Source organism: Sphingomonas sp. SUN039, assembly GCF_024758725.1.
GTDB lineage: Bacteria > Pseudomonadota > Alphaproteobacteria > Sphingomonadales > Sphingomonadaceae > Sphingomonas_O.
Genome location: NZ_CP096972.1, coordinates 3,004,869 through 3,026,918 on the forward strand (window position 1 = coordinate 3,004,869; position 22,050 = coordinate 3,026,918).

Genomic DNA, 22,050 nt, shown 5'->3' on the forward strand with positions numbered 1-22,050 from the left:
CTTATTTGCACCCGTTGGCGGGCACGTCGAGTGTTTGCACGTGCTGGCCGCGACGCATCAGGACCAGCCGACCGTCGCGCCATGACAGGTCGGTCGCGCGCTCATGGCGGTCGATCAGCCGGATGCTGGGATTGTACCCGCCGCGATCTACGAAATTCGAGCCGCGCACATAGTTGCCGGAGCCGACCCGGCACCAAGATCCGCCCAGTTTCAGATAGATGGTCGCCCGATCGCGTGGCGTTCGGCGCGCCGGATCGGGAAAGACGACCGCCATCCGTCCGACGATGCCGGGACCGAGTCCCTGGTCGGCAACCCTGCGTGGATCGGCACCTTCGGGACCGACCGCCAGCCCGACCGCCGCCGCGAGCAGCGCCAGCGCGAACACCTCAGAACTTTAGCTTAAGGCTGGCCATTCCGGCAAAGCCAGTACGCGCATTCGCGTTATGCCCGGGCTGGCTGATCGCCATGCCCGACAGCGAGAAGCGCGCAGTGTCGGACAGGCGCTGGCTATAGTCCATCGTATAGCGGACTTCACGCCCCGACGGCGACAGATTTACGCCGTTCGTGTCGTACCCGTAGCTGTAATCGCCCGGCGCGCGGATCAGCACCTTTTGCGGCAGGTTGAGGCTGGCGGTGCCGCTTGCAAGGCGCAGCGGTTGCGACACGCCGAGCGTCAGGCGGCTGCCCCGCGTCACAACATCGTCCGCGATCAGGCTCAGCGCCATTGCTTCCGTCCGCTGTTTAGAGAAGCCGGCGAACAGGCCGTCGGTGGCGGCGCGAACGCTCGTGAAGGCCGTCACATAGTTGGCCTGTAAGGCGAACTTGCTGCTGAGCGGCGCGAGGAAGCCGACCCGCGCGAACTGACTCATCGCGCTCCCGCCGACAAACGCCGTGCTCGCCCGCGAGCCAAGGAACGCATCGCGCTCTCGCATCTGGCCTGCGCTGACGTTGAGCTGGAACCGCCCGGGTGCACCAACGACTACGTCGGCGACAAAACCGTCGTTGCGGCCACCGCTGGTCAGCAACGCCGCCTCACGTTTGGTGAGCGACCCTGCCGTCGAGAATACGGCAAAGTTCGTGCGGAACTTGCCCGTATCGATCCCCGTCGCTGCCCAGTTCTGGGGCCGGTTGCCGAGCGACAGCAGGGGAATGCCCATCGCGCGGTCGCTGACCGTCGCGGAGCGTAACGTGGAATGTCGCGAGGCAAAGCCCAGACTATTGTCGACGTTCAACCCGCTGCCAAAGGCGACACGGCCATCGACACCGACTTGCTGGGTCAGCGAGAAGACATTGCCGATCCGCGCGCGGGTTCCGCTGCTGTCGGGAACGACTGCCTGCCCGAAAGAGAACGACAACCCTTTTTCGTTCGACCCCGACACGACGCTTTGCTCGAGCATCCGCTCGCCCATCGTCGTGGCCAGCATGTTCTCGGGCGTCGACGCCACGTTTCCGGCAAGGCTGGCAGCAAACACGCCGTTCAGCTGGTCGTTGTAGAGATACTGTGCGCTGGCGAGTGTCGACCCGCCACTGCCGAATGCGCTGCCCAATTGAACGGTCCCGGACACCTTCGATCGGGCGATCGCGACTCCGGACGCGGTGACGGTCGCCGTCGCGCCGACCGGATTGAGCGCGACCTGCATATCCGGGAAACCATGACCCCAGATATTGCTGACGCGGTGCGTGATCGTGCCATTGGCGTTGGTGTAGCTGGCGGTTGTGATCGTCGAGACGGTGTTGTTGTTCACGAAGAACTTGTTGTCTGCTGTAAACAGCAAGCGCGCTGCAAGATCGGCGGAGCTGGCGGTCGGGAAAGCCTCGCGCAACAGCGCGAGCATCCCCGCGACCATCGGCGTCGCCTGCGATGTGCCGGTCTGCGAAGTATAGCTCGCAATGCCGGTGTTCGACCCTGACCACGCGGCTGTCCCGTCCATCGTCAAACAGAAATTGGCACCAAGCCCGCACTGCGCCGAATTAAGAACGATATTGTTCTCCTTGGCAGTGCTGGCCGCAACGTCGCCGGCCCCGTTTGCCTGTGTGGCGAGACCGAGCGACGTTCCGTTGGCAACAGCAATCCAGCCGCCTTGCAATGTAGGCGCCAGCAGCGGAAGACCCGTGATGTCGTCGACATCGTCGAGACCCTTGCGGCCATTGGCAATGTCGTTGGCACCATAGTTCGAATTGGCAAAAACGATTACGCCCCCGGCATCCTGGAATGCCTTGAAACTGGCGATTGCGGCCGTCCATTCAGCAGCAGTGCCGCCGTGGATGTTGGCCAGCGCCTGTTCGGTCGTAATACCTTGGGCTGTACGATAGGCGATCACATTCTTGGCAGTGACCTCCAGTCCGGTCGCCGTCGTCTGAACCGGGTTGAAAGGCGACGCCACAGTCGAACCCGCAACGATGGGCACGCCATAGGAGTTGCTCGACACACGGACACCCTGTGTCCTGAACTCGTCGAAAATGCCCTTGAAGCCGGTGGGCGACGTATCGGTGTCGCCGAGATAGAGCGTCGCTCCATAGGCAACGCCCTGCATAACCCGACCGTCGCGCTGGGCGGCGGCGAGACCAGACACATGGGTTCCGTGCGCGTCGCTGGCGATCGGTGGCGCGGATACAAGCTTTACCAACTTTCCGGTGCCATCGAACTCGTTGTGCACGGGTTGTCCGCCGACGATATTAAAGCCTGAATCGACGATGCCGATTTTCACACCCGCACCGCTCAGGCCATAGCCATAGGCGATGTGGACCTTGGCCCGCTCATAGGGGTTCATCGCGCCGGTCGCGTCACCGGTGTTCGCGGCAATCGCGACCCGGTCCGGCGACAACGTCACGCCCTTGAACTCGGCGTCCGTCCGGAATGTCTCAGCCGTGGCCGCGTTCAGCGTGCGCGTCGTCGGGACAAAAACTGCTGTCGGCGTCGGCGTCGGCGTCGGCGTCGGTGTGGGCGTCGGTGTGGGCGTTGGTGTGGGTGTGGGTGTGGGTGTGGGCGTCGGCGTCGGCGTCGGCGTTGGCGTGGGCGTCGGCGTCGGCGTGGGTGTGGGCGTCGGCGTCGGCGTCGGCGTGGGTGTGGGCGTCGGCGTCGGCGTCGGCGTGGGTGTGGGCGTCGGTGTCGGCGTGGGCGTCGGCGTCGGCGTTGGCGTTGGCGTGGGCGTCGGCGTCGGCGTCGGCGTGGGCGTCGGCGTCGGCGTCGGCGTCGGCGTGGGTGTGGGCGTCGGCGTGGGTGTGGGCGTCGGCGTCGGCGTCGGCGTGGGCGTGGGCGTCGGTGTCGGCGTGGGTGTGGGCGTGGGCGTCGGCGTGGGCGTCGGCGTGGGCGTGGGCGTGGGTGTGGGCGTCGGTGTCGGCGTCGGCGTGGGCGTCGGCGTGGGTGTGGGCGTCGGCGTGGGCGTCGGCGTGGGCGTCGGCGTCGGCGTCGGCGTGGGTGTGGGTGTGGGCGTCGGCGTCGGTGTGGGCGTCGGCGTCGGTGTGGGCGTCGGCGTCGGCGTGGGCGTCGGCGTCGGCGTCGGCGTCGGCGTGGGTGTGGGTGTGGGCGTCGGCGTCGGTGTGGGCGTCGGCGTCGGCGTGGGCGTCGGCGTGGGTGTGGGCGTCGGCGTGGGTGTGGGCGTGGGCGTCGGTGTGGGTGTGGGTGTGGGTGTGGGTGTGGGCGTGGGTGTCGGCGTGGGTGTGGGTGTGGGCGTGGGTGTCGGTGTTGGCGTTGGCGTTGGCGTGACTACGGTCGGCGTGGGCGTCGGTGTGGTCACCGTCCGGCTTCGACCGATTTCGCGTCCGACGAGCACGCCGCCTGCGATCACGGCAATCCCCGCAACAACGATCCCTGGCGACACTGCGCTTACTGCACTCGCGGAGCCCCGCGACGGCACTGCGGCTGCCCGGGCGAGGCGGGGTACCGGTGCCGATGTATTAGCCGCATCGAGCAGGATCGCCATGATCGGCCCGCGTCCACGCGACTGGCCGACAGCTGTAGTCAGTCGGGCGACCAGCTCGTCGAGCTGCTGCGGATTGCTCCGGGCCAGGTCGAGACGCCGAGCATGGACGCGAACCAGTTCGCCGATATGTTGCGGATTCTGAACGATCTGGTCGGCCAGATCGCCGAGGGTGTTAGGGATCGCGGCGACAGGTGCGATAGCGACGCCCGACACAGTTGCCGAAGCCTGAAGCAGGCCGGGCATCACGGTCAGACCGATCGACGCGACGCCAACGAGGAAGCGGCTCTTCCGGAGCCGGACCGTGCCGGCCTGTTCATTGCGCGCGCGGTTGCCCGTTGTCGTCACCCTGTCAGCCATACGTCCCCCTAAACAACTTTTACTCGATCACGCATTTATGGACTGCACGCTGCAAGTGCCGTCCCTGTCCGCATTCGTAACACTCATGCACACGAATCCGCACGAATCCAACTTAATTAACATTATCACTGAATCGACAGAAGCAACGGTCCATTTCTGGAGTGGTTTTTCTGGCGTCGGAAGCGACACAGATTGCAATCGTTTGAAAATTGTCGGCTGCGCTGTATCTCGCTGTGTGCATTGCCGCAGGGGGCGGTGCATCGGGGCGTTGTGCACGTCGATGTAGGGGGACGCAGAGGATGCCGACGCGCTGGCAACTCGACGAATTCGACGCGCTATTCGCAGCCCGGGTTGGATCGCGTCCTGTTGGAATCGAATGGCCTGAAATTCTCGCGTTCCGGAACGCGCCGACCTTTCTCGATGTGGTCCTGCGCTACGATGCGATCAGCGGCCCGTTCTATGGCAACCATTTCATCCTGAACAAGGTGGTGCCCGAGGCGTGGCGGTTCCAGATGATCGTGTTCCTGCTCCACCTGCACGACACGCGCGACCCGGCCGATCCGCGCGGCGGCCTGACGCTGGCCAATTTCCAGCGAGTGTGTGCCACGCTGGGGCTGGCCAGTGCGGGGCGCGCCTTTGCCTTTCTCAACATCATGCGCGTCGGCGGCTATCTGGCGCGCGACCTGGCGGACGCCGACCGGCGAATCGTCCGGCTCGAACCCACGCCGCATTTTGTCGAAACGGTCGAGCAATGGAATGACGGCATCTTCGAGCTGATCGACACTGCCATGCCGACTGCCGGTCTCGTGGCTGCCCGCGCGCAGGTTCCCGGGCTGGGGCGCATGATGCGACAGGGGGGTGCCGAAAAGCTGCTCGCCGGGTGGCAACCGCTTGGCGCATTTCCCGAAGTCGAGCACTTCGCCGCGCGCGACGGGGGCTGGATGTTGCTCGCGCGCGCCATGGCCTTGGCGCTACGACAGGACGATGGCACCCCGGTGACTATCGATCTGATCGCTTTCGGCAAGGAGTTCGGGACTTCGCGGACCCAGCTCAGACGCATATTGGAAAGTGCCCATGCGGCAGGGCTGCTCCTTGCCCCGCCGCAAAACGGGTCGAACATCTGCCCGTCGCCAAAGCTTGCCTGCGCGTTCGTGACGTGGCTCGCCTCCTATCTGGCAAGCTACTGCGAGAGCGCGACGGCGGCGCTGGCGACCGGCGGCGTCGCCCAGCCTTCGTATCCCAACAACGAAGAGAGCGCTGTGTCGAGAAACGCGACCGGCTGAACGCCGTCGGGATCGCCGGACGCCCGGATGGTCGTCAACGCCTCGTCGATCGCCTCGATCATCGGGACCGGCCGATCGCCGGTTGCCGCAGCATCGCCCCCCGATACGGATCGGGTGGACCGGCGCCGGACATGCGCGATCATCTGTGCGACCTCGTCGCGGGCGACGGTACCGCGCGCCACGAAAGCGTTCGCGACGATCACATAGTCGGCGCTGTTGCCGACGCTTTCCAGACTGACTCTCAGCCGGACGCCGGCGCGCTCGAAATAGGCGCCGACGGCATGTCCGGAACTCGTATCGGTCACCGCCTGCCACGGCGATTCCATGTAAACGTCGCCGAGCGGTGTCAGGTCGGCACCGCTTTCGATCAGGCGGTTGAGGCCGCTCAGCACATCGAACCATTCGACCGAGCCCTTGCCGAACCTGTCGGCAATGCCCACCAGTCCTTCCGCCGACCTGTGGTCTATATAGTAATAATCGGCCGACCGAACGATGATCCCGACAATGAGCTGTGCGCCGTGGCCGATCCTGACCCCGATCCTGTATTCTGCCACTGGACCCATGCTCCGTGCTCAACCGATGTAGGCGCGAAGCATAGCCCCGTTTCGGCGCAGCAAAAGAGCGCTGTCGGCCGTCACGCGTCGTATAAGCCGAGGCGCATCCGCGTCATCATCCCGATCAAGCTATGCGAAGGTGATAGACGTTGGCGTTCAGGCTTGGGCAACAGTGAGACCAGCGCTCTATCAGGATTCCATTTAACACTGGATCGGGAAGATCGATGTTCGGGACTATGGCGGCGCGCCGGCGGGAAGCGTTGAGGCGCTCAGGGACTATCGCCGCAGAATGATCGGCATCGGCGGGGAGCCCGACCAGGAAAATCTGGGCTGGCTCGACACCGAAGACGATGCCTATGCAAGAATGGGATTTTCTCCCATTCAAGCATCAAAATTTGCATTGTGCCGCCAGTGGAGCTGGGGTGAATGAATGCCGCCACACGGCAGCGTTTTGCGACAAACTGCGCGGATCGAGTGCCAGGAACGCCGGCGAAGGCTTTGACGAAATTCCTACCAATTGCAGAATGCTCGCCCTTGCGGAATGCGGCGACCATCCTTCAGCAGGATATCCGCCCTTGAGCCCGGAAGCGAAGTAGTCTGCACGACCGCATGACGTGCCACGACCCATGATCGGTGCACTTGAACGAACGCGTCACGATCGAGTTTCGCAAATGCCGACCTAAGCGTCATGCGCAATTCATAGCGTCGGATATCAGTCGTAATTTCGACGAAGTTGCCCAGAGCCCGGACGGTCGAAATTCTAGCCTGCTCGATGAGGTAAACGCGGCCTTGGACAGCGAAGCGGACGATAGCGGTCGAAGTCGGCAGGATTGCCTCCCCCGACCGACTTGCACGCCGTCGTCGTTCCGCTCGTCCGATCGCCTCGCCCAAACGTTCGCCGGACACGGGCTTTAACAAATAGTCGACGGCATCGATATCATAGGCACGAGCAGCAAAGTCCGAGAACGCCGTTACGAAAATAACGAGCGGCTTCGGATCGGGCAGGGTTGCGAGACTAGCAAAACCATCGGCGCCGGGCATGTCGATGTCGAGCATGACAAGATCGACGTCAACGGCACGGAGCGCCGCCGACATCGCTGCGCCATCGCCATATTCGCCGATAATGCGGCAGTCGTCCCGAATGCCGATCAACCGACGCAGCCGCTGGCGCGCCACCGGTTCATCGTCGACAATGGCGATGTTCCAAAGCTTCATGGCAATGCCGCAGCCGTAAGCGGCTGAATGATAACGACCTGCGTCTGCCCGCCTGCAATGGTACCGATCGTGAGTTCGGCGCGGTCGCCGAATAATGCCGTCAGGCGCTCGCGGACATTGCTCAGGCCTATGCCGACGGCTCCCGCGCTGTCGAACATCAGAGCGCCGTCGCTGGTCAGCCGAAGGCGCAAGCGTTCGGCCTGGACGTCGGCTTCGAGCCGGACGCGTCCGCCGTCCAGCTGTCTGCCGATGCCATGGACGATAGCGTTCTCGGCGAGCGGCTGAAGGATCAGCGGCGGGACGTGCGCCGTGCTGCAGCCGTCGGCGATATCGATATCGACGGACAGACGGCGACCGAGCCGCATTTTCTGGAGCGATAAATAATGGCTCATCAACGCAACCTCATCCGACAAGGGGATGAGATGCTCGCCGTGGCGGTCGAGGCTCTGCCGCAACAGCGATGCCAGGCTGACGATCATGGCGTCTGCGGTTTGCGGGTCGTCGTGAAGCGTCTCCGCAATGGTGTTGAGGGCATTGAACAGAAAGTGCGGATTGAGCTGCGCCGACAGCGCATCCAGCCGCGCGCGCGCCAACCCTGTTTCCAGCACGGCGATCTGAAAACGGCTCTCCGTATTGGCCCGGCTGTAGTGAAGGGCATGAGCCGTGCCGACGACGAGGCTTGCAAGGATCAGGTTGTTGCGGGCACTGTCGAGCAGCACTGCCAGGAATGCGGGCTTGGCAAGATACCAGAGCGGCACAATGTCGTTGACCCGGTAAACGAAGACCGCCCGCGCGAAGATGGCAATCAGGATACAGCCGCCCGCCGTTGCCAGCGCCGGGACGAGTTTTTCCCGCTCGAAGGGGTTTCGGCCCACTGCGGCAATAGTGACGAGCGAGACCGGCACCCAAACCAGCCACCCCATCCAGTTGGCGAAGAGCGCCCGGCCCAAGTCGAGGTCCGGCCGTGCGACGCGCGCCATGGGGAGCAGCATTTCGGAATAGATGGCGGCGACGGCGGACCACCACAGGGTGAGAAGCAATGTGAGTCTGGCCAGCCGACGCATGGGGTTCGCTATGACGCATCGCCATGGTCTGCAACGTCCGGTGTCGTTCGCCCGCAGATTCGTGTCGCTGGTCCCGCCGATGTTGTCGTTGCCCGACCGCGCGGCAACAGCATTCGTCGTGGACATCGTACTCGCCCCTCGACGCTTGTGGTCGGCTGACAGCGCTGGAACAGAGGCGCTGCGGTTCGTGCTTGCCGCAATCATCTTCACGCATGGCATCTATCGCTGGGCGGAGGGAAGTCTGCCCAAGCTGGGCGAGATCTTGTCCGCCCATGGCTTTCCGGCCGGGTTTGTCCTGGCAAATCTCGTGAACCTTGCCGAGGTCGGCGGTGCACTGCTCTTGGTCTTGCGGATCGGCGTGTGGCCGGTGTGCTTCATCCTCGCCTTCATCTATGCCACCGGTGTTGCACTGTTCCACGCGCGCGCCGGGTTCTTTGTCGTCGGCCCGGGGACCGGAGGCTGGGAATACAGCGCGCTGTTGATGACCTGCCTTTTGGTCACCGCCTGGGCCAACCGCACCCATCGTCTGTATTGACCGCTGCATTGGCGAACGACTTTCCTTCGGCCGTGGTCATTGCGCCGTGCGAAAGGGGCGGCGGCATCGTGCTGCGGCTCCTCAACGGATGGCCGCTGTTCTGGCTGCTCAGCGCGCTGCTGTTGGTCATGGCGCTGGCCTTCCTGACTGCGGTCGGTTTCGATACACAGGGGTATCGGCTGATCATCCGCGCCACCGCGCGCACATCGCTCGGGCTGTTTCTTGTGGCCTTCGTCGCGTCAGCCGTGCTCAACCACTGGCCGGGCGCGTTCGCTCGCTGGCTGGTGCGGAACCGGCGCGCTTTCGGCCTTGCCTTCGCCATGTCGCATGCCGTTCACCTGAGTGCCATCGTTGTCTTCGCCCGGACCGACTGGGCGACGTTCTGGTCGCTGTCGAGTACCGGTGCGATCGTTGCGGGCAGCATTGCCTATGTGGTCATCGGTCTTCTCGCCTCCACCTCGTTCGATCCGGTCGTCCGCTGGCTGGGCGCCCGCCGCTGGAAGCAGCTTCATCGCTTCGGCCTGTGGTTCGTCTGGCTGTTTTTCGTCTTCACCAATGCAAAGCGCATCCCCGGCAGCAGTTGGTATGTCCTTCCTGTCACCTTGCTGATCGCAGCTATGATCTTTCGCTTGCAACATGCGCGCCCGCGTCGGGCGCGCGTTTCCCCACCCGCTTCATCTTAAATGAGACCTGATATGTCCCGAGTCATCGTCTTTGCCGCATTGTCGGTGATCGCCACGGGCGCATCTGCGACCACGTGCGAGGACAGCTTCGCAAAAAAGGGCGACGGCATCTTGTCGGGGATCCAGTTTCGCGCGTCGGTGCAGGTGCCCGACCTGTCGCCGCAAAGCGCGATCGGCCAGATGCGCGGCATCGCGGTGACCGGCGGCTATGACGTGCTTGAGGAAGAAGCGGATTCGGGAAGCATGCTGATCGAGCAACCCGCCAGCGGCGGGGCGACACGCGCCTTTCCGATCATCGTGACCGCGACGCAGGCGGGCAATAACGGTCAGGTAGAGCTGCTCGCGAAACTGCCGGGTGGCATGGTCGCCGGTGCCGCAGGTGCCCGCGCGGAGCTGTGCAAGATGCTGGCACAGCTGAAGGGCGGCAAGGCCGGACTCGTCGCAGCCGCACGCGCACGGACCGCCGTATCGAGCGCAGGGCCGATTGTCATGGACGCGTTCGTTCTGTCGCAGCGCCTGTCGCGCGAGACACAAGTCAGCGCCGATTCAATCCCGCTCCGCTACAAGGGCAAGTCCTTCACCGTGTCCGGACGCGTTGCCTATGTCTCGGCAGATTCAGGGACCTACCGCGTCCAGTTCGATATTCCCGAACAGCACGAACTGATCTTGCGGCCGCTTCACGGCGAACCCCGGTTCAAGACAGACATCGGCTGCATGATGGCCAAGGGGCAAAAGGCCTATGGCCTGTCATTGCGCAAGGGAAACAGCGTCAAGTTGACCGGCACTTTCGCCCTGTTCGATGAATACAAGAACATGATGTGGCTCGATAACTGCCGCCCGGCGAATTGACGTTGCGCGATGTCCTTCCAGACGTCTTCGGTACCGCAAAGACGATGCTCACTGCGGAGTTTCTCGATCGCGTCGCGGCGGCCTTGCCTGTCCTTGACGGCGGCAAGTATCGGCGCGAGGTCGAAGCGGTGCTGAAGGATGGCACGTGAAAGCGCTGACCGGCGTCTAGCCTGGCGTGACCTTGCCTTTGCCGAAGTCCGGCCGCAGGATTTTCGCGCCATCCCGCAACTGGTCGAGATAGTCGGACCAGTGTTGCATCATGCGGACGCGTTCATCCCAGTATTCACCGCGGGTGTATGCACGGCGCACCATCGAGGTGTCGAGGTGGGCGCGCTGCTTCTCGATGGCGTCCGGGTTCCAGATGCCCATCTCGTTGAGCAGGGTCGCGGCCATGGCCCGGAAGCCGTGTGCCGTCATTTCTTCCCGGCTGTAGCCCAGTCGGCGCAATGCCGCGTTGATGGTGTTTTCCGACATGCACTGGCGAGGCGGCCGGAATGACGGGAAGAGATACCTTCCATTGCCGGTCAGGGGGTGGAGTTCTTTCAATAGCGCCAGCGCCTGAAATTGCACATCGACGAAAGCTTGAGCGGCGGCGGCGAGCGGACGGTTCTCGGTAGATTGAAAACCAAGAATGTCGATGTTGTGGTTGTTCGTGACGGCATTGGTCCGGTGATCGCCGTTTCCTGCAAGGGTGTGACGGGGGCTTTCCGGAATCTGACCAATCGCATGGAGGAAACGATTGGCGAGTGCACCAATCTTCACATTACGTATCCCGCACTAGTGCTCGGCTATCTGGTGCTGCTTCGTGCAAACCGTGCCATCGACGCCTCGCTCGAACTAGCCGCAGACGCAGTGGGTGATCCGTCTGCGGAACTGGCTGCTAACGACCTCGCCTTCGCGCGCGGGGGTGAACTGGCTGCCGGAATTATGCGATTTCACAATGCACTGAGAGAACTTGCGGGTCGACGGGGTATCCGGAATGATGTCAGTCGATACGAAGCTATCGGCATGGGACTGGTTGAGATGGCATCGGGTGCAAAGGGTGCTTTGCTTGCTGACTACCCCGAAAACGAAAGCTCGCTTCGGATCGAGAAGTTTTTCTCGACGCTGTATCTTCGTTACGATGAGCGGTTCGTCACGAGCGCGCCGGACTTGGCGAGCATGACACGTCGGCTGGAGTGGTCGGGGGATTCACCTGCTCTGATCGACCGAGATTTTGGATATGAGGCGCGCGCAGCCGCAGAATGATGCGGGGCCGGGCAAAGCCCGTCCCGTCGGTCCTCGCCGTCGGCGAGGCCGGCCGCGCTGGCGCGTGGGCGATTTAACGCAGTTAAATCGTGCCCGCGCTGCGCGGTGGTGCCCAGAAGAGGACTCGAACCTCCACGACCTTGCGATCGCCAGCACCTGAAGCTGGTGCGTCTACCAATTCCGCCATCTGGGCACAGAGAACGTAAGTGTTCAGGTAGGCGGCGGCCCCTAGCGGTGCTTCCCGCGCGGTGTCAATGGCGTTAGGGGGCGGCGCAGGATGAGCGGAGCGCGTGCATGACGGATCGGTTGGTAACAGTATTCGGCGGCAGCGGCTTTGTCGGGCGCTATGTCGTGCGCGCGCTGCTGGCGACGGGCGCGCGGGTGCGGATCGCGGCGCGGCATCCGGGCGAGGGCTGGTATCTGAAGACGCAAGGCGGGCTGGGCCAGACGCAGTTCATTGCCGCCGACATCACCCGCGCCGACAGTGTCGCGCGGGCGCTGCACGGCGCGACGGCGGCGGTCAATCTGGTCGGGACGTTCGGCGGCGACCTGAACGCGGTCCATGTCGAGGGCGCGCGCCATATCGGTGCCGCGGCAGCAGCGGCGGGGTGTGCGGCTGTCGTCCATGTCTCCGCCATCGGGGCCGATCCGGCGTCGGCCTCGCGTTACGGATCGACCAAGGGCGCGGGCGAAGCGGCGGTTGCGGCGGCGTTTCCGGGCGCGACGATCCTGCGCCCCTCGACCATCTTCGGGCGCGAGGACCAGTTCATCAACCGCTTCGCCGATCTGATCGCGACCTTGCCGGTGGTGCCGGTGATCCGGGGCGGGGCGAAGTTCCAGCCGATCTATGTCGCCGATGTGGCCGACGCCGTGGTCGCGGCGCTTGGCGATCCGGCGGGTCCCAAAAACGCTTACGCTGGCAAGACCTATGAGGTCGGCGGGCCGGAGGTGTTCACCATGGCGGCGCTCAACCGCTGGATCGCCGACGCGACCGGCCGGACGAAGCGGTTCGTGGCGATGCCCGATCCGGTGGCGGGCGCAATGGCGTCGCTGACCGGCTGGCTGCCCGGCGCGCCGATGACGCGCGACCAGTGGATCATGCTGCAATCCGACGCGGTGGTGACCGGCGCGGACGGTTTGCGCGCGCTGGGGGTGGTGCCGACGCCGCTCGAGGCGGTCGCCGACGGCTGGCTCGTCCGCTATCGCCGCCACGGGCGCTTTGCCGAAGCGAAAGGCTGAAACCTTGGATTTTGTGACTGCCATCCTCCTCGGCATCGTCGAGGGGCTGACCGAATTTCTGCCCGTCTCCTCGACCGGTCACCTCATCCTCGCGACCGAGTTGCTCGGCTATGACGCGGCGAAATGGGCGTTGTTCAACATCGCGATTCAGCCGGGCGCGATCCTCGCGATTGTCGTGCTCTACTGGCGCACCTTCATGGACGTGTTGCGCGGGCTGATGCGGTGGGAGCCGCAAGCCGTGGCGTTTACGCGCAATTTGCTGGTCGCGTTCTTTCCCGCGGTGGTGGTCGGGCTGGCGTTCGCCGACAATATCGACGCGTTGCTCGAAAACGCGGTGGTCGTGGCGTGGGCGCTGATCATCGGCGGGGTCGCGATCCTGCTGGTCGAACGCTTTGCGCGGCCGGTGGAGACCGGCGGCGTCGCCAATGTCACCTTGCGCCAATCGGTGATCGTCGGGCTGGTCCAGTGCCTCGCGATGGTGCCGGGGGTCAGCCGTTCGGGTGCGACGATTTTGGGCGCGATGGGGTTCGGGGTCGACCGCAAGACCGCGGCGGAGTTCAGTTTCTTCCTCGCGGTGCCGACCCTGACCGGGGCGACCGTGCTGCAACTCTGGAAGCACCGCGACGCGATCACCCCGCAGGCGCTCGAGCTGATCGGGGTCGGCTTCGTCGTGTCGTTCGTGGTCGCCTATCTTGTGATCAAGGCGTTTCTGGCGGTGGTGACGCGCTACGGCTTTGCGCCGTTCGCCTGGTACCGGATTGTCGCGGGCAGCGCGGCGCTGATCTGGCTGATGAACCGATAGGGCCGTTTCAGGACTATCGAGTCGGCGATATGGGCCGGTTTCGGGTTGAGCCGAAGCGGCCCCGATTAGTTAAGTCAGTATATCTGACCTATAATCTTGACTCTATCGGGAATCGCTCTATCCGCGCCCGTCGGAGGGCATGATGGCCGATAACCCGATGCTGAAGTTCGTCGACCGCGACCAGGCCTATCCCGCCAAGCGGGCCGCGACCGCGCGTATGGATGACTTTCGAGAAATTGCGGACCGTTATGCCGTGGAGAGCGCCGAGGACCAGTCGGCGCGCTGCTCGCAATGCGGCGTCCCCTATTGCTCGGTGCATTGCCCGCTGCACAACCACATCCCCGACTGGCTGCGCCTGACGGCAGAGGGGCGGCTGCGCGAGGCATATGAGCTGTCGAACGCGACCTCGACGATGCCCGAAATCTGCGGCCGTATCTGCCCGCAGGATCGTCTCTGCGAAGGCAATTGCGTCATCGAGTTTTCGGGCCATGGCGCAGTGACCATCGGCTCGGTCGAAAAGTTCATCACCGACACGGCGTGGGAAGAAGGCTGGGTCGAACCCATTGTGCCGGGTCCGTCGAAGGGCCAGTCGGTCGGCGTCATCGGCGCGGGACCGGCGGGGATGACGGTTGCCGAGCTGCTGCGCGTGCGCGGCTATGAGGTGCACATCTACGACCGTTACGACCGCGCAGGCGGGCTGCTGACCTATGGCATTCCGGGGTTCAAACTCGAAAAGCCCGTCGTCATGCGCCGCGTCGAACGGCTGCGCGAGGGCGGCATCGTCTTCCATCACGGATTCGAAGTCGGCCGCGACGCGACGCTCGACGAACTCCGCCAGAAACACGACGCGGTCTTTATCGGCACCGGCGTCTACAAACCGCGTGCGATCAAGGCACCGGGCGTCGGCGCGCCGGGGGTGGTCGATGCGCTCGATTATCTGACCGCCTCGAACCGCAAGGGGTTTGGCGATGCCGTGCCCGCGTTCGATGACGGGTCGCTCGATGCCCGCGGCAAGGATATCGTCGTCATCGGCGGCGGCGACACCGCGATGGACTGCGTGCGGACGGCGGTGCGGCAGGGCGCGGCGTCGGTGAAGTGCCTCTACCGCCGCGACCGCGCCAACATGCCGGGGTCGCAACGCGAAGTGGCGAACGCCGAGGAAGAAGGCGTCGAATTCGTCTGGCTGTCCGCGCCCGAAGCGTTCGACGGGACGGAGGGCGTCAGCGGCGTCCGCGCCACCAAGATGCGTCTCGGACGCCCCGATGCCAGCGGCCGCCGTGCGCCCGAACCCGATCCCGGCAGCGAGTTCCGCCTCGACGCAGACCTCGTCATCAAAGCGCTGGGGTTCGACGCCGAAGATTTGCCCAAGCTGTTCGGCAGCGCCGACCTTGGCGTCACGCGCTGGGGCACCGTGCGGATCGACCACAAGACGATGATGACCAGCCTCGACGGCGTGTTCGCGGGCGGCGACATCGTGCGCGGCGCGAGCCTTGTCGTCTGGGCCGTGCGCGACGGGCGCGATGTGGCCGAGCGCATGCACGGGTATTTGAAGGCAAAGGCGAAGCAGGAAAGGCTGGCTGCATGAAGACGATGATCGCTCTGGCCACGCTTGCACTCGCCACGCCGCTGTCGGCCCAGACCGTGGTGGCAACCCATGACGCGCCGCCGGCCGCCGCACCCTCGCCGGTCGCGACCGACATCGCGGCAAAGCTGTTTCCCGACGGCACGTACCGGAAAATGCTCGGCGACACCTTCTCCAAGATGATGTCGGGCATGATCGACCAGATGGGCAACATGCCGCTGGGCGATCTGGTGAAGGCCTATGGGCTGGATACCGACGCAGCGGCAAAGCTCGACAAGGCCACCGTGAACAAGGTCATGGCCATCCTCGATCCGGCGTTCAAGGAACGCATGCGGCTGGTGATGGACGGCATGTTCAAGGGGATGATCCCGCTGTTCGAAAAGATGGAGCCGGACTTGCGCGCGGGGCTCGCCGAATCGCTCGCGCACCGGTTCACGCCTGCCGAACTGGGCGAACTCAAGACGTTCTTTGCAACCCCGACCGGCAACAGCTTTGCCGGACAGCAGATGCTGCTGTTCATGGACCCGGCGGTGATGGGGCGGATGCAGGCACAGATGCCCAAGATTATGGAAGCGATGCCGACGCTGGTCGGTGCCGCAGCCAAGGCTGCGGCATCGTTGCCGAAAGCGAAGAAATATGCCGACCTGACCGAGGCCGAGCGTGCCGAGCTCGCCGCCCTGCTCGGCATCGACCCGAAGAAGATGAAGAAATGACCGACCAGCGCGAACGTCTCGCCGCCGAGGGCATGTACCGCCCCGACATGGAATCCGATGCCTGCGGCGTCGGCCTCGTCGCCGCGACCGATGGGCGCGCGAGCCGCCGCGTCGTGGCATCGGCCATCGAGGCGCTGAAGGCCGTGTGGCACCGCGGCGCGGTCGATGCCGATGGTAAGACCGGCGACGGCGCGGGACTCCATGTCGATTTGCCGCTCGCGTTCTTCGACGACGCGATTGTCGGCAGCGGGCACAAGCCGATCCCGAACCGGCGGCTCGCGGTCGGCATGATCTTCCTCCCCCGCACCGATCTCGGCGCGCAGGAGAGCTGCCGCACCATTGTCGAAAGCGAAATCATCGACGCGGGCTACACCATCTACGGATGGCGGCAGGTGCCGGTCGACATCTCGGTGATCGGGCGCAAGGCGCAATCGCTGCGTCCCGAGATCGAGCAGATCATGATCGCCGGCCCCGCGCCCGATGCGGTCAGTATCGAGGAGTTCGAAAAGAACCTGTACCTTGTGCGCCGCCGGATCGAACGGCGGATCATCGCCGCGCAGATCCAGGGCTTCTACGTCTGCTCGCTTTCGTGCCGCTCGATTGTCTACAAGGGGCTGTTCCTCGCCGAGAGCCTGTCGGTGTTCTACCCCGACCTGACCGACGAACGGTTCACCTCGCGCGTCGCGATTTTCCACCAGCGCTATTCGACCAACACCTTCCCGCAATGGTGGCTGGCGCAACCGTTCCGCGCGCTGGCGCATAACGGCGAGATCAACACCATCCGTGGTAACAAGAACTGGATGAAGGCGCATGAAATCCGGATGGCGAGCCTCGCCTTCGGCGATTCATCGGACGACATCAAACCGGTGATTCCGGCGGGCGCGAGCGACACCGCTGCGCTCGATGCGGTGTTCGAGGTGATCTGCCGCTCGGGGAGAGACGCGCCGACCGCAAAGACCATGCTCGTCCCCGAAGCGTGGCAGGCCAAGGCCGACATGCCGCAGGCGCACAAGGATATGTACGCCTATCTGGCGAGCGTGATGGAGCCGTGGGACGGCCCTGCCGCGCTCGCCATGACCGACGGTCGCTGGGCGGTCGCGGGGATGGACCGCAACGCGCTGCGTCCGCTGCGCTATACGCTGACCAACGACGACCTGCTGATCGTCGGCAGCGAGACCGGCATGGTCGTGGTGCCCGAGGCGACGGTCATAGCCAAAGGCAGACTCGGCCCGGGCCAGATGATCGGGGTCGACCTGCAAGAGGGCAAACTCTTCCACGACCGCGAGCTGAAGGACCAGCTGGCGGGCGAAGCGCCCTATGGCGAGATGGTCGGCGATTTCCTGAAGCTCACGGACCTGTCGGAGGTCGCCGCGGCAGACGTGCCGCTGTCGCGGGCCGAACTGACGCGGCGACAGGTGGCGGCGGGGATGACGCTCGAGGACATGGAGCTGATCCTGTCGCCGATGGTCGAGGACGCCAAGGAAGCGGTCGGCAGCATGGGCGACGATACGCCGCTCGCCGTGATTTCGGACAAGCCGCGCCTGATCCACCAGTTCTTCCGCCAGAACTTCTCGCAGGTCACCAACCCGCCGATCGACAGTCTGCGCGAGCGGCAGGTGATGTCGCTCAAGACACGCTTCGGCAACCTCGCCAACATCCTCGATCAGGATTCGGGGCGCGACCGGGTGCTCGTGCTCGACACCCCGGTGCTGTCGAACGCGGACTGGGCGCGGCTGAAGGGGCATTTCGGTCCGGTCGCCGCCGAGATCGACTGCACGTTCGATGCAGATTCAGGCGCGGACGGCCTGCGCGCCGCGATTGCGCGGGTGCGGTCGGAGGCGGAACAGGCGATCCGCGAGGGGCGCAGTGAGCTGTTCCTGACCGACGAGGCGGTGTCCGAAACCCGCGTCGGCATCCAGATGGTGCTCGCCGCCGCTGCGGTCCATACGCATCTCGTGCGAAAAGGGCTGCGCTCCTACGCCAGCGTCAACGTGCGCTCGGCGGAATGTCTCGACACGCATTATTTCGCGGTGCTGATCGGCGTGGGTGCCACGACGGTAAACGCGCATCTGGCCGAGGCGTCGATTGCCGACCGCCACACGCGCGGGCTGTTCGGCGATCTGACGCTTGCGACCTGCGTGGCGCGCTATGTCTCGGCCATTGGCGAGGGGTTGCTCAAGATCATGTCGAAAATGGGGATCGCGGTGATCTCCAGCTATCGCGGCGGCTATAATTTCGAAGCGGTCGGCCTCAGTCGTGCGCTGGTCGACGATCTGTTCCCGGGCATGCCCGCCAAGATTTCGGGCGAGGGCTATGCCTCGCTCTACATCAACGCGCACGAGCGGCATGAGGCGGCGTACGACAGCGGCGTCGCGACGCTGCCCATCGGCGGCTTCTATCGTCAGCGCGCAGGGGGCGAGGCGCATGCCTATTCGGCGCAGCTGATGCACCTGTTGCAGACCGCCGTCGGCACCGACAGTTATTCGACCTATCTGCAATTCGCGCGCGGCGTCCGCGATTTACCGCCGGTCTATCTGCGCGACCTGCTTGAATTCAATTACGCCAAGGAGCCGGTGCCGGTCGATCAGGTCGAGGCAATCACCGAAATCCGCAAGCGGTTCGTGACGCCAGGCATGTCGCTGGGCGCGCTCAGCCCCGAGGCGCACGAGACGCTCGCCATCGCGATGAACCGCATCGGTGCCAAGGCCGTTTCGGGCGAAGGCGGCGAGGATTCGGCACGCTTCAAACCCTATCCCAACGGCGACAACGCCAATTCGTCGATCAAGCAGATCGCGAGCGGGCGCTTCGGCGTAACGGCGGAATATCTGGGCTCGGCCGAGGAAATTGAGATCAAGGTCGCGCAGGGGGCCAAGCCCGGCGAGGGGGGGCAGTTGCCCGGCTTCAAGGTGACCGAGCTGATCGCCAAGCTCCGCCACTCGACCCCGGGGGTGACGCTCATTTCGCCGCCGCCGCATCACGACATTTATTCGATCGAGGATCTGGCGCAGCTCATCTACGACCTCAAGCAGATCAACACCCGCGCGCGGGTGTGCGTGAAGCTGGTGTCGTCGGCAGGCATCGGCACCGTCGCGGCGGGCGTGGCCAAGGCACACGCCGACTGCATCCTGATCGCGGGCCATGTCGGCGGCACCGGCGCGTCGCCGCAAACCAGCATCAAATACGCCGGCACGCCGTGGGAAATGGGCCTCAGCGAGGTCAATCAGGTGCTGACGCTCAACGGTCTGCGCCACCGCGTCAAACTTCGCACTGACGGCGGACTGAAAACCGGGCGTGATATCGTGATTGCCGCGATATTGGGGGCGGAGGAGTTCGGCATCGGCACTTTGTCCTTGGTGGCGATGGGCTGCATCATGGTGCGGCAATGCCATTCGAACACCTGCCCGGTCGGCGTCTGCGTTCAGGATGAGCGGCTGCGGAAGAAATTCACCGGCACGCCCGAAAAGGTCATCAACCTGATGACCTTCATCGCCGAGGAGGTCCGTGAAATCCTCGCGCGGCTGGGCGTGAAGTCATTGGACGAAGTGATCGGCCGCACCGAATTACTGCGCCAGGTCAGCCGCGGCGCGGAGCATCTCGACGACCTCGACCTCAACCCGATCCTCGCCAAGGTCGATGCCGACGACGACCAGCGCCGGTTCAACGTACCCGGTGGCCGCAACCCGGTGCCCGACAGCCTCGACGCGCAAATCCTGCACGACGCCAAACCGGTATTCGAACGGCGCGAGAAGATGCAGCTGACCTATACGGTGCGGAATACCCATCGCGCGGTCGGGACGCGGTTGTCGGCGGAAATCACCTCGCTCTATGGGATGTCGGCGCTCAACGACCATCATGTCCAGGTCCGGCTGCGCGGGTCGGCGGGGCAATCGCTCGGCGCGTTCCTGTGCAAGGGGATCACGCTCGAAGTGTTCGGCGACGCCAACGACTATGTCGGCAAGGGGCTGTCGGGCGGCATCATCACGCTGCGCCCGATGGTATCGTCGCCGCTGGAAACCCAGCACAACACGATCATCGGCAACACCGTGCTGTACGGCGCAACCAGCGGGAAGCTGTTCGCTGCAGGGCAGGCGGGCGAGCGTTTCGCCGTGCGGAACTCGGGAGCCGAAGTCGTCGTGGAGGGCTGCGGCGCGAATGGCTGCGAATATATGACCGGCGGCACCGCCGTGATTCTGGGCGAAGTCGGCGAGAATTTCGGCGCGGGCATGTCGGGCGGGATGGCGTTCGTTCTCGATACGGAGGGCAATTTCGCCGCGCGCGCCAATGCCGAGACGATTACCTGGAACCGGCTGTCGTCGCTGCACTGGGAAACCAAATGCCGCGCGCTGATCGCCGAACATGCGCTGGCGACCGACAGCAAATGGTCGAACGCGATCCTCGACGACTGGGACCGCTGGCGGGACCAGTTCTGGCAGGTCGTGCCGAAGGAAATGTTGTCGCGGCTGGCCCATCCGCTCGACGACCGCGAACATTTGGTAGCGGCGGAGTAGAATTCGGGGTCGCTTGCGCTAAAGCACCCCCGATATGTGGCTGATTCACCAATTCCCGCTGTGTCCGTTTTCGCGCAAGGTCCGGCTTTTGCTCGGCGAAAAGGGTGTGGGTTACGAACTCAAGCTCGAAAAGCCGTGGGAGCGGCGCGACGAGTTCATCGATCTCAATCCCGCCGGCCAGACCCCGGTCATGGTCGATCAGGAACGCGGGACCAAATTAATCCACTCGGTCGCCATCTGCGAATATTTCGAGGAGACGGTCGAAAAGTCGAAGATGATTTCGGGAACCGCGACCGACCGCGCCGAAATCCGCCGCCTGACCGCATGGTTCGACGAGCAATTCCATGCTGCCGTCACCGGCCCCTTGCTGGGCGAGCGGATGTACAAGCGTATCGTCCACCGCATGTCGCCCGACACGGCGGCGCTGCGCGAGGCGATGAAGGCCGCCAACGAGATGCTCGACTATGTCGACTGGCTGCTCCACCGGCATAACTGGATTGCGGGCAGCGCGCTCAGCCTCGCCGATTTGGCCGCGGCAGCGCATATCTCGGTCGCCGACTATCTCGGCGGCATCGACTGGCGCGCGCACGAGAATACGCGGGTCTGGTATATGGGCTTGAAATCGCGCCCCAGCTTCCGGCCGCTGCTCGCCGAGCGGATGGCGGGGATCGCGCCGCCTGCGGACTACGACAAGGTGGATTTCTAGGCCGCGACCACCGTTACGAAGTAATCGAGCGACAGATTGTCGGTCAGCCGCGCCCCGCGCACCGGATCAAAGGCGAAGCCGGTCGTATCGATCACTTTCAATCCCGCGTCGGCCAGCAACGCCGTCAATTCGTCTGGCGCAATGAACTTGTCCCAGTCGTGGGTGCCGCGCGGAATTCGGCCGAGCCCCTCGCCGACGGTAATCATCGTCAGGCGCGATAGCGGCGTGCGATTGGGCGTCGACAGGACCATCAGCCCCCCTTCCGCCAGCGCGCCCGCCAGCCCCGCCACGAATGCGGCGGGGTCGCTGACATGTTCGATCACTTCGAGCGACGTGACCAGATCGAACCGCTCCCCCGCTACCGCGCCGGTGTCGCCGCTGCGGTAATCGATCGACAGACCGACGTGGGCGGCGTGAAGCTGCGCCGCCGCGATATTCTCGGGGGCCGCATCGACGCCGGTCACGTCGGCCCCCAGCCGCGCCAGCGGTTCGCACAGCAGCCCTGCCCCGCAGCCCATGTCGAGCGCGCGCTTGCCCGCCAGCGGGTGCCGCGCCGTTTCGTCGCTGCCGAAATGGCGGTCGATGGCACTGCGGATATAGCCCAGCCGAACCGGATTGAGCCGGTGGAGCATTGCCGATGAGCCCTTGGGATCCCACCAGTCGGCGGCGAGCGCCCCGAAATGGCTTGCCTCGTGCGAAGATATCGTTGTCGGGGCCACGCTTGCGTCGGTCATGCCCCCTAGCTAGCAGGGCCGCGCTTCAAGACCAAAGGGGGAAGTTGCGCGGACT

The 22,050-nt window shown here is 64.6% G+C and carries 20 protein-coding genes, 1 tRNA gene and 1 pseudogene; 14 read left to right on the forward strand and 8 right to left on the reverse strand.

Annotated features, from left to right (window positions below; translation table 11 throughout):
* Position 1: 1 nt before the first annotated feature.
* Complete coding sequence (locus tag M0209_RS14765) at positions 2-385, reverse strand: hypothetical protein (protein ID WP_258889045.1); 384 nt, start codon at positions 383-385, stop codon at positions 2-4.
* Position 386: 1 nt separating this feature from the next.
* Positions 387-2,831 (reverse strand): S8 family peptidase, encoded by a 2,445-nt coding sequence (locus tag M0209_RS14770; protein WP_258889046.1) that lies wholly within the window; start codon positions 2,829-2,831, stop codon positions 387-389.
* On the opposite strand from M0209_RS14770, the gene M0209_RS14775 reads away from it, so the two are divergent.
* The gene (locus M0209_RS14775; protein WP_258889047.1) at positions 2,791-4,065 is read left to right on the forward strand and encodes a hypothetical protein; all 1,275 of its coding nucleotides are present in this window, start codon (positions 2,791-2,793) and stop codon (positions 4,063-4,065) included. The genes M0209_RS14770 and M0209_RS14775 overlap by 41 nt on opposite strands.
* 514 nt (positions 4,066-4,579) lie before the next feature.
* Positions 4,580-5,563, forward strand: a complete 984-nt coding sequence (locus tag M0209_RS14780; RefSeq protein WP_258889048.1) for a hypothetical protein — start codon at positions 4,580-4,582, stop codon at positions 5,561-5,563.
* On the opposite strand, the gene M0209_RS14785 is transcribed toward M0209_RS14780, so the two are convergent.
* On the reverse strand, positions 5,461-6,117 hold the full coding sequence (locus tag M0209_RS14785) for a hypothetical protein (RefSeq protein ID WP_258889049.1): 657 nt from the start codon (positions 6,115-6,117) through the stop codon (positions 5,461-5,463). The genes M0209_RS14780 and M0209_RS14785 overlap by 103 nt on opposite strands.
* 289 nt (positions 6,118-6,406) lie before the next feature.
* Between M0209_RS14785 and M0209_RS14790 the strand changes: the two genes are divergently transcribed.
* Positions 6,407-6,547: a hypothetical protein gene (locus M0209_RS14790; protein WP_258889050.1), complete on the forward strand. Its 141-nt coding sequence runs from the start codon at positions 6,407-6,409 to the stop codon at positions 6,545-6,547.
* Positions 6,548-6,627: 80 nt separating this feature from the next.
* Here the strand turns inward: M0209_RS14790 and M0209_RS14795 are convergent, their stop codons facing one another.
* Entirely contained in the window at positions 6,628-7,332 is a 705-nt protein-coding gene (locus M0209_RS14795) for a LytTR family DNA-binding domain-containing protein (RefSeq protein ID WP_258889051.1), read from the reverse strand.
* Complete coding sequence (locus tag M0209_RS14800) at positions 7,329-8,396, reverse strand: sensor histidine kinase (protein ID WP_258889052.1); 1,068 nt, start codon at positions 8,394-8,396, stop codon at positions 7,329-7,331. The genes M0209_RS14795 and M0209_RS14800 overlap by 4 nt, the downstream gene beginning before the upstream one ends.
* 10 nt (positions 8,397-8,406) lie before the next feature.
* On the opposite strand from M0209_RS14800, the gene M0209_RS14805 reads away from it, so the two are divergent.
* Genes M0209_RS14805 through M0209_RS14820 form a run of 4 tightly spaced genes read left to right on the forward strand, consistent with a single transcriptional unit; the run spans position 8,407 to position 10,612 of the window.
* Positions 8,407-8,931 carry a DoxX family protein gene (locus M0209_RS14805; protein WP_258889053.1) on the forward strand — a complete coding sequence of 175 codons (525 nt, stop codon included), beginning with the start codon at positions 8,407-8,409 and terminating at the stop codon, positions 8,929-8,931.
* Positions 8,928-9,614: a hypothetical protein gene (locus tag M0209_RS14810; protein ID WP_258889054.1), complete on the forward strand. Its 687-nt coding sequence runs from the start codon at positions 8,928-8,930 to the stop codon at positions 9,612-9,614. Before M0209_RS14805 ends, M0209_RS14810 begins: the two co-directional genes overlap by 4 nt.
* A gap of 12 nt (positions 9,615-9,626) precedes the next feature.
* A complete protein-coding gene (locus tag M0209_RS14815; RefSeq protein WP_258889055.1) occupies positions 9,627-10,463 on the forward strand; it encodes a hypothetical protein in 837 nt (278 codons plus the stop codon).
* 2 nt (positions 10,464-10,465) lie between these two features.
* On the forward strand, positions 10,466-10,612 hold the full coding sequence (locus tag M0209_RS14820; RefSeq protein WP_258889056.1) for a hypothetical protein: 147 nt from the start codon (positions 10,466-10,468) through the stop codon (positions 10,610-10,612).
* Positions 10,613-10,628: 16 nt separating this feature from the next.
* On the opposite strand, the pseudogene M0209_RS14825 reads toward M0209_RS14820, so the two are convergent.
* Positions 10,629-11,024: pseudogene (locus M0209_RS14825) on the reverse strand (tyrosine-type recombinase/integrase); the annotation flags it as partial.
* Between the two features lie 219 nt (positions 11,025-11,243).
* On the opposite strand from M0209_RS14825, the gene M0209_RS14830 reads away from it, so the two are divergent.
* Positions 11,244-11,711 (forward strand): hypothetical protein, encoded by a 468-nt coding sequence (locus tag M0209_RS14830; protein ID WP_258889057.1) that lies wholly within the window; start codon positions 11,244-11,246, stop codon positions 11,709-11,711.
* A 106-nt stretch (positions 11,712-11,817) separates the two neighbouring features.
* Here M0209_RS14830 and M0209_RS14835 read toward each other — a convergent pair.
* Positions 11,818-11,904: transfer RNA gene (locus tag M0209_RS14835), tRNA-Leu, on the reverse strand.
* Positions 11,905-12,005: 101 nt separating this feature from the next.
* Here M0209_RS14835 and M0209_RS14840 point away from each other — a divergent pair.
* The 6 genes from M0209_RS14840 to M0209_RS14865 all read left to right on the forward strand — a co-directional run bounded on the left by M0209_RS14840 (position 12,006) and on the right by M0209_RS14865 (position 21,261).
* Complete coding sequence (locus tag M0209_RS14840; RefSeq protein ID WP_258889058.1) at positions 12,006-12,950, forward strand: complex I NDUFA9 subunit family protein; 945 nt, start codon at positions 12,006-12,008, stop codon at positions 12,948-12,950.
* A 4-nt stretch (positions 12,951-12,954) separates the two neighbouring features.
* Positions 12,955-13,752 (forward strand): undecaprenyl-diphosphate phosphatase, encoded by a 798-nt coding sequence (locus M0209_RS14845; protein ID WP_258889059.1) that lies wholly within the window; start codon positions 12,955-12,957, stop codon positions 13,750-13,752.
* 142 nt (positions 13,753-13,894) lie between these two features.
* Entirely contained in the window at positions 13,895-15,337 is a 1,443-nt protein-coding gene (locus M0209_RS14850) for an NAD(P)-dependent oxidoreductase (protein WP_258889060.1), read from the forward strand.
* Positions 15,334-16,047 carry a DUF2059 domain-containing protein gene (locus tag M0209_RS14855; RefSeq protein ID WP_258889061.1) on the forward strand — a complete coding sequence of 238 codons (714 nt, stop codon included), beginning with the start codon at positions 15,334-15,336 and terminating at the stop codon, positions 16,045-16,047. The genes M0209_RS14850 and M0209_RS14855 overlap by 4 nt, the downstream gene beginning before the upstream one ends.
* The gene (gltB, locus tag M0209_RS14860; protein WP_258889062.1) at positions 16,044-20,555 is read left to right on the forward strand and encodes a glutamate synthase large subunit; all 4,512 of its coding nucleotides are present in this window, start codon (positions 16,044-16,046) and stop codon (positions 20,553-20,555) included. The genes M0209_RS14855 and gltB overlap by 4 nt, the downstream gene beginning before the upstream one ends.
* Positions 20,556-20,589: 34 nt before the next feature.
* The gene (locus M0209_RS14865; protein ID WP_258889063.1) at positions 20,590-21,261 is read left to right on the forward strand and encodes a glutathione S-transferase family protein; all 672 of its coding nucleotides are present in this window, start codon (positions 20,590-20,592) and stop codon (positions 21,259-21,261) included.
* Here the strand turns inward: M0209_RS14865 and ubiG are convergent.
* Entirely contained in the window at positions 21,258-21,995 is a 738-nt protein-coding gene (gene ubiG / locus M0209_RS14870) for a bifunctional 2-polyprenyl-6-hydroxyphenol methylase/3-demethylubiquinol 3-O-methyltransferase UbiG (protein WP_258889064.1), read from the reverse strand. The two genes, M0209_RS14865 and ubiG, sit on opposite strands and share 4 nt — an antisense overlap.
* Positions 21,996-22,050 lie beyond the last annotated feature (55 nt).

Excerpts from the sequence above, each read along its gene's own strand:
- M0209_RS14780 (WP_258889048.1), top strand. The coding sequence starts at position 4,580 with ATGCCGACGCGCTGGCAACTCGACGAATTCGACGCGCTATTCGCAGCC.
- M0209_RS14790 (WP_258889050.1), top strand. The coding sequence starts at position 6,407 with ATGATCGGCATCGGCGGGGAGCCCGACCAGGAAAATCTGGGCTGGCTC.
- M0209_RS14795 (WP_258889051.1), bottom strand. The coding sequence starts at position 7,332 with ATGAAGCTTTGGAACATCGCCATTGTCGACGATGAACCGGTGGCGCGC.
- M0209_RS14800 (WP_258889052.1), bottom strand. The coding sequence starts at position 8,396 with ATGCGTCGGCTGGCCAGACTCACATTGCTTCTCACCCTGTGGTGGTCC.
- M0209_RS14805 (WP_258889053.1), top strand. The coding sequence starts at position 8,407 with ATGACGCATCGCCATGGTCTGCAACGTCCGGTGTCGTTCGCCCGCAGA.
- M0209_RS14815 (WP_258889055.1), top strand. The coding sequence starts at position 9,627 with ATGTCCCGAGTCATCGTCTTTGCCGCATTGTCGGTGATCGCCACGGGC.
- M0209_RS14840 (WP_258889058.1), top strand. The coding sequence starts at position 12,006 with ATGACGGATCGGTTGGTAACAGTATTCGGCGGCAGCGGCTTTGTCGGG.
- M0209_RS14850 (WP_258889060.1), top strand. The coding sequence starts at position 13,895 with ATGGCCGATAACCCGATGCTGAAGTTCGTCGACCGCGACCAGGCCTAT.
- M0209_RS14855 (WP_258889061.1), top strand. The coding sequence starts at position 15,334 with ATGAAGACGATGATCGCTCTGGCCACGCTTGCACTCGCCACGCCGCTG.
- gltB (WP_258889062.1), top strand. The coding sequence starts at position 16,044 with ATGACCGACCAGCGCGAACGTCTCGCCGCCGAGGGCATGTACCGCCCC.
- M0209_RS14865 (WP_258889063.1), top strand. The coding sequence starts at position 20,590 with ATGTGGCTGATTCACCAATTCCCGCTGTGTCCGTTTTCGCGCAAGGTC.
- ubiG (WP_258889064.1), bottom strand. The coding sequence starts at position 21,995 with ATGACCGACGCAAGCGTGGCCCCGACAACGATATCTTCGCACGAGGCA.